Annotated in this window: 15 protein-coding genes; 10 read left to right on the forward strand and 5 right to left on the reverse strand. The window is 57.7% G+C overall.

Translation table 11 applies throughout. The annotated features are described in order from the left end of the window. Window positions 1-243, forward strand: a 243-nt coding sequence (locus DCC24_RS11630) for an integrase core domain-containing protein (RefSeq protein WP_146206328.1), incomplete at its 5' end; no start/stop codon positions are given. On the opposite strand, the gene DCC24_RS11635 is transcribed toward DCC24_RS11630, so the two are convergent. From DCC24_RS11635 to DCC24_RS12445, 4 genes are all read right to left on the reverse strand, one after another. Further along, window positions 240-1,499, reverse strand: a complete 1,260-nt coding sequence (locus DCC24_RS11635) for an MFS transporter (protein ID WP_110100068.1) — start codon at window positions 1,497-1,499, stop codon at window positions 240-242. The genes DCC24_RS11630 and DCC24_RS11635 overlap by 4 nt on opposite strands. A gap of 327 nt (window positions 1,500-1,826) precedes the next feature. Continuing rightward, window positions 1,827-2,102, reverse strand: coding sequence for a hypothetical protein (locus tag DCC24_RS12435; protein WP_233492087.1), 276 nt, complete (start codon window positions 2,100-2,102; stop codon window positions 1,827-1,829). A gap of 274 nt (window positions 2,103-2,376) precedes the next feature. Beyond that, window positions 2,377-2,709 carry a hypothetical protein gene (locus DCC24_RS12440; RefSeq protein WP_233492088.1) on the reverse strand — a complete coding sequence of 111 codons (333 nt, stop codon included), beginning with the start codon at window positions 2,707-2,709 and terminating at the stop codon, window positions 2,377-2,379. After that, window positions 2,666-3,097, reverse strand: coding sequence for a hypothetical protein (locus tag DCC24_RS12445; protein WP_233492089.1), 432 nt, complete (start codon window positions 3,095-3,097; stop codon window positions 2,666-2,668). The genes DCC24_RS12440 and DCC24_RS12445 overlap by 44 nt, the downstream gene beginning before the upstream one ends. Window positions 3,098-3,337: 240 nt before the next feature. Here DCC24_RS12445 and DCC24_RS11645 point away from each other — a divergent pair, with 240 nt between their 5' ends. Together DCC24_RS11645 and DCC24_RS12120 are read left to right on the forward strand one after the other, a co-directional pair. Further along, the gene (locus tag DCC24_RS11645; RefSeq protein ID WP_199446283.1) at window positions 3,338-3,832 is read left to right on the forward strand and encodes a phosphotransferase; all 495 of its coding nucleotides are present in this window, start codon (window positions 3,338-3,340) and stop codon (window positions 3,830-3,832) included. 150 nt (window positions 3,833-3,982) lie between these two features. After that, window positions 3,983-4,129 carry a hypothetical protein gene (locus tag DCC24_RS12120; RefSeq protein WP_233492090.1) on the forward strand — a complete coding sequence of 49 codons (147 nt, stop codon included), beginning with the start codon at window positions 3,983-3,985 and terminating at the stop codon, window positions 4,127-4,129. 318 nt (window positions 4,130-4,447) lie between these two features. Here DCC24_RS12120 and DCC24_RS11650 read toward each other — a convergent pair whose 3' ends face one another. Then, complete coding sequence (locus tag DCC24_RS11650) at window positions 4,448-4,744, reverse strand: Lsr2 family protein (protein WP_110100077.1); 297 nt, start codon at window positions 4,742-4,744, stop codon at window positions 4,448-4,450. Window positions 4,745-5,550: 806 nt separating this feature from the next. Between DCC24_RS11650 and DCC24_RS11655 the strand changes: the two genes are divergently transcribed. From DCC24_RS11655 to rarD, 7 genes are all read left to right on the forward strand, one after another. Next, complete coding sequence (locus DCC24_RS11655) at window positions 5,551-6,366, forward strand: hypothetical protein (RefSeq protein WP_158524680.1); 816 nt, start codon at window positions 5,551-5,553, stop codon at window positions 6,364-6,366. A 10-nt stretch (window positions 6,367-6,376) separates the two neighbouring features. Further along, window positions 6,377-7,372: a pyridoxal-phosphate dependent enzyme gene (locus DCC24_RS11660; protein WP_110100071.1), complete on the forward strand. Its 996-nt coding sequence runs from the start codon at window positions 6,377-6,379 to the stop codon at window positions 7,370-7,372. Further along, a complete protein-coding gene (locus DCC24_RS11665; RefSeq protein WP_158524681.1) occupies window positions 7,365-8,738 on the forward strand; it encodes a lyase family protein in 1,374 nt (457 codons plus the stop codon). Before DCC24_RS11660 ends, DCC24_RS11665 begins: the two co-directional genes overlap by 8 nt. Window positions 8,739-8,896: 158 nt before the next feature. After that, window positions 8,897-10,810, forward strand: coding sequence for an ATP-grasp domain-containing protein (locus tag DCC24_RS11670; protein ID WP_158524682.1), 1,914 nt, complete (start codon window positions 8,897-8,899; stop codon window positions 10,808-10,810). Between the two features lie 62 nt (window positions 10,811-10,872). Beyond that, entirely contained in the window at window positions 10,873-11,502 is a 630-nt protein-coding gene (locus tag DCC24_RS11675; protein ID WP_158524683.1) for a GntR family transcriptional regulator, read from the forward strand. Window positions 11,503-11,617: 115 nt separating this feature from the next. Next, window positions 11,618-12,202 (forward strand): alanyl-tRNA editing protein, encoded by a 585-nt coding sequence (locus tag DCC24_RS11680; protein WP_158524684.1) that lies wholly within the window; start codon window positions 11,618-11,620, stop codon window positions 12,200-12,202. 3 nt (window positions 12,203-12,205) lie between these two features. Continuing rightward, complete coding sequence (gene rarD / locus DCC24_RS11685; protein WP_110100076.1) at window positions 12,206-13,090, forward strand: EamA family transporter RarD; 885 nt, start codon at window positions 12,206-12,208, stop codon at window positions 13,088-13,090. Window positions 13,091-13,448 lie beyond the last annotated feature (358 nt).

The raw sequence follows: 13,448 nt of genomic DNA on the forward strand, positions 1-13,448 counted from the left end.
GGGGACACCGTCAAGCATCGCTTCACCAAACCCTACCGACCCCAAACCAATGGCAAAGTCGAACGCTTCAACCGCACCCTGGCCCAGGAATGGGCCTATGCCCAAACCTATTACAGTGATCAAGCCCGCGCCGCAACCTACCCCGACTGGTTGCACTACTACAATCATCACCGACCCCACACCGGCATCGGCGGTCTCACCCCAGCTGAACGCGTTCACAACCTCGCGGGGAATTACAACTAGCCGTCTGCGTCGGTGCTCGGCAGAACACTGTCGAGGTTCTTAAACGCAGGCGTTACGATGCTAACCGCAACTACGATACCAATTACAGTTGCCAGAGAAAGCCCTGCCGCCGGTAGCCCCCAGTTGCTCGCGACAGCAGCTATTGGGGCAGACGATACAGCTGGCGCCGCGAGCGTAATAGTATTCTGAGCGCTTAGCACTCTACCTCGCATTTGGTCCGGCGTAGCCTCAATTGTCGCTACTCCAATCACGGCCGAAACGGGCGCGCCAGCAAGGCCTATAACCACAGCGGCGGTAATTACGAGCCAAGGAGTTGCCATTACTCCTAGGCCGATGTATCCCACCAAAGTCCCAATCATCCCGACAACAAACCAGGTCCGTCGCGATATCTTTCCTACAGTCACAGCGTATATACCGGCCCCGACCAGGCTTCCGGCGGATAGGCATGCGACGACCAGCCCCGTGAGCCCGGGAAGATCTTCAGCCGCGAAGAATGCAGGTAGCAAGCTCGTCTGCAGCGCAGCGGAGGTGGCAACAAACAAAGCGGTAAGCACGGTGGCGCCAAGAATAAGGCGCTGAGAGAACAAGAACCGTAGAGCCACACCGAGTTCAGACAGAACTGCAACCATCGGAGAGCGGTACTGATGCTTGTCCGCGCATTCCAGAGGGTCAGGGTCTCCTGCTCTATGTTGGATTCCATATGAGGCAACTGCAGCGGTTAGGGTCGTAGCCGCAGTTACAAATAAAGTCGTGGATCCAACGCCGAAAACGGCAATCAGTAACCCACCTAGACCCGGACCAGCCAACATGAGCGCACCAGAAAGAGCCTCGCGTGTTCCAACAAGACGATCAAGTGTGTCTGGGCGTTCATTATTCAACTTAGCCAATTTCGGCAAAAGTGCCTCTCTGGCAGTCATTCCAGGCGCATCCCCAAAAGCTCCTAACACTGCCAAGCCGATGAACCAAGCTAAATTTAGTCCTACGGTTGCGTCAACAATCGGAAGCGCTACAACCGCACTGGCAGAAATAACATCACTGATGATCGAGATCGTTCGACGATTGATGCGATCGATTAACACGCCGGCGAATAGTCCAATCACCGCGCTCACTGCAGATGTAACGCTCGCCACGATCCCGGCGGCGAGGATGTCACCGGTTCGCGCGAGCACCAAAAGAGGCAGGACGATTGATGCGATGCCGTTGCCCAGGAGGGACAAGCTATAGGAGCCGAAGTATGCCCATGTGCTTCTGTTCATGGCACTATGAAAAACTATGCCGTCGCGGCCAGGTCAACACTCGGAGCGAGAGACTGATCATGAGCTCGGCGGCAATGGAGTCTGTAGTCGGCGTCGGTCGAGGTCAAGCTACGTTTCACGCTTCGCCAGGCAGCACTGCCGAGGCCAACACGCGCGATAGCGCGAGCCCCTTCTTCTCAGTGGACACGTGCATGTCACGCGGCCGACGTGCGCTTCGCGCACACGGCCGTCCGTAACTCGTGGCCTAGATGCCCCAGAGTGCCTCATGTCAAGATCCCCGGGAATTGCAGGCTGTGCCTCACACATATTTCCCCCGCTAACCGGGTCTCAGCCGGCCCGGGTGTGGTGGATTTTGATGCCCGCGGGATCCGGTAGGGCCTGAGCCTTCTCGATCTCGCGCTCGAGCTTCGCGGTCTTGGTCGCGGCGAGCTTGATCAACCGTTGCTGGATCTGATCGATCTCGGCAGCCAGGCCGACCGGATCCAGACCTGCCCGGTACTTCTCAAGCTCTTGTTTCTGCTGGGCGTTGAGGATCCCGGAATCCAGCAATCGTTGATACGGTGTCTTCGCAGAGTCGTAGACGCGTTTGCGGCCGGCCGACACGATCGGTGGAATACCCGGTCGGTTTCTTCCTCGGAGTGAAGAAGTTCAGGCGGTCGTTGACCAGCGGCCACAGGCGTTGGAGGAGCTGTAGCTCGGTCGCGGTGTCGTAGCGGTAGGAGAACCCGTACCGGCGCATGAGGTGGTTGTTCTTCGACTCGATGGTGGCCTGATCGTTCTTCGTATCCGGGCGTGCCCGGGTGAAGAAGATCTTGCGGTCAGCGGCCCAGTCGATGAGGTTGTGGTTGATGAACTCGGATCCGTTGTCGAAGTCGAGTCAGGTCACCAGGTAGGGCACAGTATTGACGAATTGTGTGCAGGCATCGACGACGTGGGTCGAGGCGTTGTTCTTCATCGGGTGGGTATAGACCCACCCGGTGTGCATGTCGGTGTAGTTCACGCAGCGGGCGAACTCGCCGTTGAGAGTCGGGCCGCAGTGGGCGAGGGTATCGACTTCGAAGAAGCCGGGTTCGTCGTCGACTTCGTCACCGGCCTTGCGCACGGTGATGGAGTTACGCAGCAGGCTCCCGGGCTTCGTCGCTGACTTCCCAGGCAGGGGATCCTTGTCACGGACTGGTTTGAGGTACCGGTCGATGGTCGCCGGACTCATCGCCAACAGCTTGGCACGCACGCTGTGGTTGTAGCGGCCTTTGCCCGGGATCAGGTGGGTGGGCTTCGAGGCAGTCCAGCAGGCCTTCCATGGCTGCGGCGAGGTACTGACCGCAGATGCCGCCGGCGATCGAGCACACGTATGGCAAGATCTTGACCGCGTCGTAGGAGTATTTGCGGGCCTTCGTCTTCGGCCTGTCGATGACCGCGACTGTGGCTTTCGCGCGTCCTTTGGGTTGCCGGGTACGGCGGGTGAGTTGCTGGCGGGCGTGGTCGCGGTTCCACCCGGTGAGTTCGGTGACGGTATCGAGGATCGCGGCTTTAGGTTTCTTCGGCGCTTGCGTGTAGGCGGTGGCGTAGTTCTTCGTGATCTCGATTCGGCTGCTCATAGATACGTCCTTGTCGACCATGACCCCATCGTCGTCGTGCCTGGTGGCCCGGGAGAAAGATTTCGCGGGGATTTTTCTGTGAGGCACGACCCCTTACTACGCGGGGACTTTCTATGAGTCTCGTCGCAGGCGGTCCGTCAGCTGTGGGCTCGAGCGAAGATAGTGCATGACGCGACCCCGTCGCTCAGGGCGGATGCCTCCTCACACGGAGGCTACATTCCGGCAACACTCGACAACGCTATGACAACGGCTGAAAGTGCCGGTATCGCACTGGGGGTATCCAGCACCCAACAGGCGAGACTCCGTGACATCCTCGAGGAGTATTTCCAGGCCTCGTCCCTGGCCCGTCAGGTCGTAAATCATGGCGATCTCGCCCTGATGAATGCTCTCTGGTGTGGTGAGATCATCGCTCTACTGGACTTCGAGTTCGCGGTACTCGGCCCGGTCGAGATCGACCTCTGCCGACTGATCTGCGAGGCATACGTGTCCGAGGACGGTCAGCGTGTCGAGTCGGAGGCGGGAGCCGCCGCAGTCGAGATCGCACTAAGTCACATGGACCCGGCACATGGGCGCGCGCTCATTCACGGAGCCTCGGTTCTCGACCAGCTCCGCGACTTCGATATCTTCCTCGCCCAGGAGAGCGCCGAAGAGCGCATCGAGGACTGGCGCCCATCCCGCCTGCTCACCGGCCTGCTCGACATCGAAGGTGGTTATCTCGCACCCTTGCTCACATAGCTGGCTTCCGCCAAGTACGAGTGGACCGGGACCTGCCCCTTGGAATTGTCTGCAGAGACTGAGCCGCATGAGGACAAGGATCTATACCACCTCGCTGGAGGTGAACAGGGACAGTGCTCTACCCGGTGGGCGTTGAGTGTGCCAGAGTCGGTGGCATGGACTCCGCAACGGCCCGAGACGAGAAAATCGCACGCAATCTCGCCAGCTGCGTTCTCCCAGCATATGGGGTTGGACAGCATCGGTGCACTCGATGCCGAAGGGGTGGATGTGATCCGGGAGGGCATCATTCGCGCCTGAGAGCAAGCGGGTTCCCCGGCCGGTGCACTTCGCCGGGCAGCGATCCTCAGTGCAGAGCTTCCCCACCTGGTCGCCGAGAATGAGGTTCCTGCCGACCTCAAAGCTGCGGATGTCTCCCGCGAGAGTGAGATCGCCATGGCTGAGCAGGTCTCCGCCTTTCTCACCGCACTCGCAGACGAGGTCGACGCAGCACCTGATAACGGCTAGACGACACCGCTATAGTCGATTCCGGCACGGGCTGAGAAGTCATGCTTCACGGTTTTCCGCGATCGCGCAGGTGGCCTGAACTCGGGAATCGTGAGTAGGCTCCCGTCCAGCTCAGTGTGCTGCTTCGTAAGGGTCCAGCACCGCGTAGGGGATCCGGCCTCGGTCAGGGACGGTGAAACCATTCTCGCGGGCCCACGTGCGCACGGCGGGGATGTTGTGGCCGCGGCCAGGCTTCTGCCCCTTCGAGCGTGACTGACGCGAACGTCCGGGTCCAGTGACTTTCCTGCTCACGGAAATATACGGCTTCAGAACCTCGCGGAACTTCGCAGCATTGTCCGCTCCGAGATCGATCTCGTAGTGACGGCCGTCGATGTCGTCGGTGATCTGGTACACGGTTTGCTTCGCCATATGCTGAGTGTACGAGATCATTCCCTCGTATAGCGGGAGCTCATCCCGGGTGCCGACCATCGCAGTGCACCTACGAACATGAGCAACGAACGATCGGGTCGCGCGGAACGATCATGCATCAGCCACAACACCGACAGCGGAGTGGAGCCCACAGTGGTCGACCGGCGCAAGGCTACCGAGCTGGACCGTCTCCGAAACGCAGGTCGCTGTCTCGGCCAGGGGTTCTTACCCCTGAGCTCCGAGCAAGCAGATGCGATTCGATCTTTTCTTCTCCTCAATCGTCGTGACGTGCCGAAGGGCGGCGACAGTCATTAGTTATAGCGACCGAGGGGAGCTTCGGCCGCGCGCACTCACGGTTTGTACCTGAGGTGTAGCAATAAGGCCCTTGCTCGTGCCGGTTCATGCCCAGTTGTGCGGCATGACTTCTCGCCGCTCTGGCGCTGGGCATTACGTCATCCTGCAATGAGACCGAGAAGGTCCGGCAACAGTCAGAGGCAGGAAGGGCCGCCCCGGATGCGCATCCGCGGCCCCATCGGCAGCGCGAACTCCGATCGCGGTATGTCCTGCAGGGATGGCCCGCAACGCTCCAACGAAGCCGTGAACACACGGGCGTCACAAAGTAATACGTCTTGCGAAAGTATGGTGTATACACCATACTGAACCGTATGAGGACATCACCTGGCACACTCGGAGCGGCCCTCCAGACGCTGCCCCGGACGATCGAACTCCCGAACGCAGGTGCCCTTGAGTCGGACCTCGGAGTAGCGACCGCCTCACGGCATCACGGAGAGTTGCTCCAAGGGCCTGTGCGCCTGCACGAGTCCATTGAAACGGCCCTTGTTACCCTGCCCGATAAGCGGTGGCATTCCCGCGCGCACGGGAAGGTCACGCCCCATACCGGCATCGAGGTTGCAACCACACCCCACAAGCCGAAAGTTGTCGCCGCGGTCACATCCGTCATGGACATACTCGGAGTCAAAGATGCGCGAGTCGAACTGAGCTTCACCGGCTTCATCCCCGTCTCAAGAGGATTGGGCTCTTCCACCACGGATATGATCTCCGCTCTGCGATGCGTGGGCCATGCCCTCGATCTGCGGATCGGCGCCGCTGAGATCGCTCGGATATGCCATGAAGTCGAGGGGGCGACAGACCCAACGATGTTCTCGACTCCGGAAAAGTTGCTCTTTGCTTCCCGCAAATCAACGACGCTGAGACGGTTCTCGGGCGTGCTACCGGACTTCGTGGTGGCGACATTCGACGCCTCGGAGACCATGGGAGCGGTAGAAACCGAGGAAGTGGTCTTTGATTATGCCGCGCATCACGTGCAGCGATTTGAAAATGCCGTACGTAATTACGAGAAGGCCCTGAAGACGAGGAATACTGATCTTCTCAAAGCGGCTACCACCGAGAGTGCTTGCATCAACCAGGACTTCCTTCCGATACCTCACTGGCCAAATCTCGTCGGGGTACTGGAGAAGCACGAACTCGGGCTGCAGATCGCGCACACGGGATCAGTGCTTGGACTGATTGCTCACCCACGTCAGCATATACGCCTGGAAGGTGCATCAAGAGAGGTCTCAGACCTGACAGGATTTACCCCCACAGGAATCGTCAAGAGGTAGTCACCACGCGATGAAGCAAGTAACGAACACGATTGAACATAATAGCGACATCAATCTGGTCAAAGTCGATGACGGCCTATATGCCCTGGCGTTCGGGTTGATGAAACTGACACCGGCAGAACATATCATCACCTCAGCCTTGAACGACGGAACCATCAGCTCCGATACCACGATCGTTGAGACGACCTCTGGAACTCTCGGTCTTGGACTTGCACTCGTGTGTCGTCATTATGGCCTCCGCCTCATCCTCGTCAGCGACGACGCTATCCGAGGTCCCTTGCTGGGCAGGATCCAAGATCTGGGTGCACAGGTGGAGATTGTAGAACCGAAGCCCGGAGAAGGCATCCAGAAGACTCGCCTCGATCGTCTCCACGCCCTCCTCGATGAAGGATCAGCATTCTGTCCTCATCAGTACGACAATGCGAAGAATGCGGAGTCATATCACAAGATTGGCGAGGAGATTGCTCAGCGTCTTCCCTCTGTAGGAACGATCGTGGGTCCTGTGGGTTCTGGGGGAAGTCTCTGTGGGCTGACCACTGCACTTCGAAGCCATGGTCAGAAACAAGACGCGGTGCGTGCTGTCGCTGTCGATACGCCTGGCAGCACTCTCTTTGGCCTGCCTGACGCGCCCAGAGAACTTCGAGGGCTGGGGAATAGCCTCCATCCCAAGAATCTCAAGACCACCATGATCGACCAGGTCTACTGGGTCACCTACCGGGATGCGGTCGCGGCAACACGAGCTCTGCACGCACGCGCTGGCATCTATGCCGGACCGACCAGCGGCGCAGCATACCTAGCGGCCATCGATGACATGCGCGAACGCCAGAAGCTGAACGGGCCGGTGATATTCGTTTGCCCCGATCGAGGCGACCGCTACCCCGAGGTCTATAGCGGGGATGACGAGCTAATTAAGATGCTCGCTGAAGTGCCCTGGGCCACGGATGGAGAAGTCCACTCAACGTGCAAACACAACTGGGCACGAAAGGAGCTTCACATCGATGCTTGATCAGGCACTGACAGAAATCGTCTATGGAATCTCCGACACGGCCTCGCGTCAATCTTATTACCGGTCCCAATCCTCAATTGATCTTGCGCACCTTGTGATGCTCGACAAGCGTCAGCTTGTACAACGTGACGCGGTTCGGGCGCTTGGACGCACCATCGTCGAGCTACGCGAGACTGACTTCGAGGCCCTCCTGCACGTCCCGTCACCCCGTGGTGCGTTCGTTGCATACGAAGAGTTCTTGATAGACAAACTGGGTTCTGATGTTGGGGGCCGGCTCCACACAGCCCGCTCACGGAACGACCTAAATGCCACCATAAGCTCTATGTCGGTGCGCTCAGCATGGCTGAAGATTCTAGAGACAACGGCACAGACCGTCGAGGTTCTAGAGCGAAAGGCCGACGAGTATGCTGACGCGCCTTTTCCTGCATTCACCCACGCCCAACCGGCTATGCCTTCAACCTTCGGGGCATATCTGGCCAACGTGGGGGTCAGTGTAGCGCTGATCGGTCGGCAGGTGGCGACCATGGAACGCTACTTCGACAGCTGTCCTCTCGGTGCTTGTGCCGGCTACGGAACGAGCATCCCTATTGATCCTGAGATTACAGCTCACCTCTTGGGGTACACACAAGGGCCGCTAGGCTCCATTGCTGCGGTCGCTGACAGATCCGCAGCATCGTTGGTACTCGGCCAGCTCGCCGAACTGTCAACGCTGTACTCGCGCGTGGCTGCCGACTTGCAGTTCTGGTCATCGGGAGCCGTAGGGCTTGTATATTTTCCCGACAACCTTGTGGGCCAGAGTTCGATCATGCCGCAAAAACGCAACGCGTTCGTCCTAGAGAACATCAAGGCGCGGTGCGCCAGCATCATTGCAGCACACATGGAATCGCTCGTCTCCATGAAGTCCGCGCCGTACACGAACACCATCGAAGTGTCTTCCGAGGCTATCTCCGGATTTTCAGTTGCTGTCGAAGGGTATCGAGGAATCGCAACGCTTGTGGACTGGCATCTCGACGGCGCCGTGCCTCAAATGGACATCGCCCGGCAGGTCATGCGTCAAGGGAATGTGGGTGCCACCTTCGAGGCCGAACAAGCGGTCATGCGCGATGGAGTGGCCTTCAGAGAAGCCTACAACAGTGTGCGAACGAAAATGCAGATGCCTAGCGCATCGCGGAGCGTCGGCGAGAGCAGTCAAGCGGTTGAGCCGGCCGAGTTTGGCGCTGGGCCTTCTGCTGTACAGACGAGAAGGATTTGCAACCGGCTGGGCGAATATCGCGAGGAGCTATCTAGCACCCTCGAAAAGGTCCGCGGCAGAGTCGATAAGTCTGCAGCGAATTTGCGAAAGGAAGTCGAGGAACTTCTCCGATGACGTCAACACCACCTCGTTATGTGCTGTTGATCGAAAGCAATACCTCAGGAACAGGAGCGGACTTTGTATCTCGCTCTCGCGCGTTGGGACTCACTCCTATCCTTGTTACCGTCGATTCGACCAAGTATTCCTCCATCGGGTTTCCCGAGGTCCAAGTCGTGGAGGTGGAGAAAACGTCACCGGACGTGATCCTCTCCACCCTAGTTGACCATGGCATAGATCAAACTACAGTCGTGGGAGTTACTAGCAGTAGCGATGCCGGAGCCTTTGCGGCTGCTGCCCTGGCGCGAAGGATGGGGTTGCCGGGGCCTGATCCAGCCGCTGTGGAGACGGCGCGGGATAAGTATGCGGCCCGTAGGGCACTGGCTGATACAACGCTGAACCCATGGTTCGCTGACGCCGGGGAGGTCGACTGGGCGGAGTCGCTTCGTCGTTGCCCCGATGGGCTCGTCGCAAAACCACAACGCGGGACCGGTTCCATGGAGGTCTCGATCATCCGTGCCCCGGAGGACCTCCCTGCCTCCGTGCCAAGCCCAGGCCAGATGCTGCTGGAAGAGCGAGTGCCTGGTGCGGAGTACTCTGCAGAGTTCCTTGGTTCCATCTGCCTTGGGGTGTGCCTTAAACGCACGAACGGCCTGGGGCTCGAGCTCGGCCATGAGTTCCCGGCATCGGACGATGAGGATCTGCAACATCAGCTTACTCGCGCCGCGACCCAGGCGATGAGTGCGTTGGAGCTCGATGGGTGTGCTGCGCATGTTGAGCTCATTCGGGACGTTCGTACTGGTCACATCAAAGTCATCGAAATTAATCCTCGGCTCGCTGGCGGCCGCATCCCTGACCTAGTTCGCCTCGCAACGAACTGCGACCCCATCATCGAGACCATCAGGTTGGCCACTGAGCCGGGCTACAGACCAGCTGATATCAAACCTCTCCGCGGAGCCGCTATCGAGTTCATGGTTCGCCAGGTAGATGGGGCGCCGCGGCCTGGTGGGCTGGAACAGGCGTGGAACAGCGTGGGTGTCGTCGACCTCGAGGTGTACCCGCATCGTCTTCAGGAACTAGGTACCCCTGTCAATGGGGACTTCCGAGACAGAATCGGGCACGTGATCTGTGTGGGCAGTACTGGCGTCTTGGCTTCTAGGCACGTAGGTGAAGCCGTTCATCGGGTGACCTGGGGTAGCTCCACGGCAGTGACCGAAGACGTCCCCGGAGGCACCACGCTCGTCGACTGGACGCGAGAGCACGACAAGCGCCCGGTTGGTCTTGTCAGGGGCACGGAATCAAGCCACGAGTTCCTCTCCCATCGCCTGCAGGCGACCGAGCATCTTGCTGAGGAAGTCATTGATGGCCGCGAAGTCTCCGGGCGACCAAGAACAATCAAGGCTCTCCGCAACCGCTTTGCCCAGCGGTACCACAGTACGAGGCGCGTCCTGATGAGAACCGCCAGTATCCGAACAAAGGAGTTCTTCGTCTACGACAAGCTGAGCAGACCGAGCAACCAGCGCGTATTCGCCAACCTGGCCCTCGCTCCCGACTACGCCCTCCCGTCAGAGCCTCGCTTGGACTACATCGTCTTCAAGGGGTGTGGTGTAGTACCTAAACGACTGCTAGATCACGCCCGCCCACCTGTATTGAATATCCATGGCGGTTGGCTTCCGAACTATCGGGGCAACCATTGCTACTTCTACGCCTACTATCACGAGGCAGCGGAAAGGGACCTTGAACTACTTGTGGGATCAACACTGCATGAAGTCACGCCGAAGGTCGACGATGGCACAATCCTTGACTACTCACGCACGCCGGCTGCAACGGCTCGAAGCGTCGAGCATGCCTACTGCTTGGGCGAACTCATTTCCTTCGAAAGGTTCATCCGGTCACTTCACTTCCCTTCGACTCGACGGTTCGCAAGAAACGCACAAGTACCGGACGATGTCCGCAGACATCAACCGAAGGAACCCAGCAGACTGTACTTAACAAAGAACAGAACCCCAGCGGAAGAGGTGAAGCTCAGCCTCCGCAAGTTGGGGATTCCCTTCATTAAAAGACTCGCCGCAAAAAGCAAAGAACGATAGTGGAAGAAGGTGTTTGCGTCGTGGATAGCATCCTCAAACGAGAGCCGTCACTTCGAGAAAGAGTGGCCTCCGAGATAATCCGTCTTGTATCCATTGGTGAACTAGCCCCTGGGAGCACCCTCACCGAGAAAGGTGCTGCGGAGATGTTTGGAGTTTCCCGCACACCAGCACGTGAGGCTCTATTAAAGCTCAGCGATTCCGGGATACTCGTAACGGGAACCTTCAAGGGATTCCGTGTGGCTAATACCTCCAGTCGGGACGCTAACTGGTTATATGACTGCATTGTTGGTATCGAGCGTCAGGCCGTCCATTCCCTCGCTGGTAAGGATTACGACAAAGCTCAGCTTCGTACGGCTTTCAGGAGATCTCAGGAACGAATTGACGTCGGGCTATTCGAGTATTGGCTTGCGGATCGAGAATTCCATGAGACTATCGTGTCGCTGACCGGCAACCCGCACTTGGTCGTGATTTCCGACTATGTCCGAAACGCGCTATCGAGATACATAACAATGTACCTCACGCACGATCTTGCTCCCGAGACGAGCTCCACTGAACACGAAGAGATCCTAAATGCTCTACTCTCCGATGACATCGATGACGCATCTCGCTTGATTACCGCACATTGGAACTCCGCCCGTAAACAAGTGACTGGTTGGCTACGAGACGACGAGAAAGAAGGAAAGGATGTCTAAGAGACTAGAGCTAGACGATTCTTACCTAAAGAATTGGACATCTCCTATCCAGTGGCTCAGCGAGACGGAAATTACGCTCGCCAAGAGTGCCTTCTATCCTGGAGGTGGCGGACAGGTGCCAGACCATGGATTGCTTAAACTAGGCGACGATTCTATCCCAGTGACGTGTGAAGGCATACGCGACGATCAGGTCCTTGTGCAGCTCAACGACACTGTCTCTACTCACCCTGATGAAGCGGAGTTTGAGCTGAATTGGGACCGTCGCTATCACGCCATGCGACTACACACGGCCTATCATTGCCTTGTCGGCCTGGCGTGGACTCTGTACGGAGCACGTGTAGCAGGAGGCGGTATGTCCGATGGACGAGGACGGATTGATTTCAGCCCCGAAATCGATCGCTCAGGCATCGAGCGGGTTGTCGCCGAGGCGAACCGCGCCATTTCCCAGGGCGCGAGCGTTTCAATCGACTATATTCCTGCTTTGGAAGCGCAGAAGTCTCCTGAGCTGGTCAAGCTTCTTGAGAACAGGGCGCCGATGACTAACTCATCTCACTATCGAGTCATTGAAATCGACGGAATTGATCGCGAAATTGACGGAGGGACACACGTACGTGACCTCGCCGAAGTCGGAGGTATTGAGGCAGGGAAGATCAGCTCGGCAGGGAGAGGTTCAAAGCGGTTTAAGTTTACGGTGATCTAAGGGATGCCACGAAAAGCGACAGGTGCAGTAGCGCTCAACTATGTCGTCTGGGGGCTACTCCCACTCTTTTGGAAACTACTTGATAATGTCAATTCCACATACGTGCTCGCACATAGAATCGTCTGGGCCACGGTGTTCAGCGGAATCTGGCTACTCATAATAACGATAACAGCTTCGCGATCCGGCAAAACTCGACCAGTATTCTCCGGGATCTCAGCTCGTCTCATATTCTCGTCAATCGTTATTGCCGCAAACTGGGGCATCTATATTTGGGCAGTCAATGGCGGGTTCGTGTCATATGCCGCCCTCGGGTACTTTGTTGCCCCACTTCTCAGTGTTCTGCTGGGCTCGATATTCTTTCGGGAGTCCATCTCGGGATGGCAATGGGCCGCCATACTTCTAACAGCTGGCGGCGCCCTCGTCTATGGTTGGGGGCATTCGGGAATCGGCCTTCTCGTGGTGTTTGGAATAGCTGTGACATTCTCCGTCTATGGTGCAATCAAGAAAACGGTGAAGATAGACGCTGTCCCCGGTATGTTTGCCGAGTCTTCCATTCTCGCACCGGTAGCAATTGTATTGTTACTTACAGGAGTACTTACTCCTGGAGATAGTATCGGTGGGTCCACATGGTCCCTTCTGGTCGTGAGTGGTCTTGTGACTTTGGTCCCGTTGATCGTATTGTCGCATTATGCTCGTTCCGTGCCCCTTTCTACGCTTGGAATGTTGCAGTTTATTCTTCCAGTCGTCCAACTGGCACTAGGTGTGGCAGTGTTCGATGAGGTTGTTTCTGGTCTACAGGCGTTGGCCCTTCTCTGCATTGTCACGGGTGTCGCCTTGTACCTCTTTGATGGTCATCGGCCCAGACGGCAGATCTCTAACAGCACGTAGCTGCGTAGCGTTGGGGCCTCCGCACGAGTACCTTCGATTGCGAAGGCTGCTGGATGCGGAGGTCCTTACGCGCTGAAGCAGAGTCAGGTTGACGAAGATTCGTAGTCCGATGTCTGCGCCATGTAGTGTTCTTGATCCTTAGGGATTGTCGACCTGCAACGTTTCATTCGCGTCATGTGTTTGCCATTGATATGACGGCTCAGGGGCATAGCGGGGGCTGCCCTTGATTCGGGAGGTTGTCAATTCTGTTGTGTACGGGGGTTGGGTTTACAGGTATGGGTTCATTCGGTCGGGGTAGGCTGCCGCGAGTTGGGCTAGTGCCTGTTTCCAGTTCGTGGTGACTTGTCCTTCGACGAGT

The organism is Auritidibacter sp. NML100628, assembly GCF_003185985.1.
Classification (GTDB): Bacteria; Actinomycetota; Actinomycetes; order Actinomycetales; family Micrococcaceae; genus Auritidibacter; species Auritidibacter ignavus.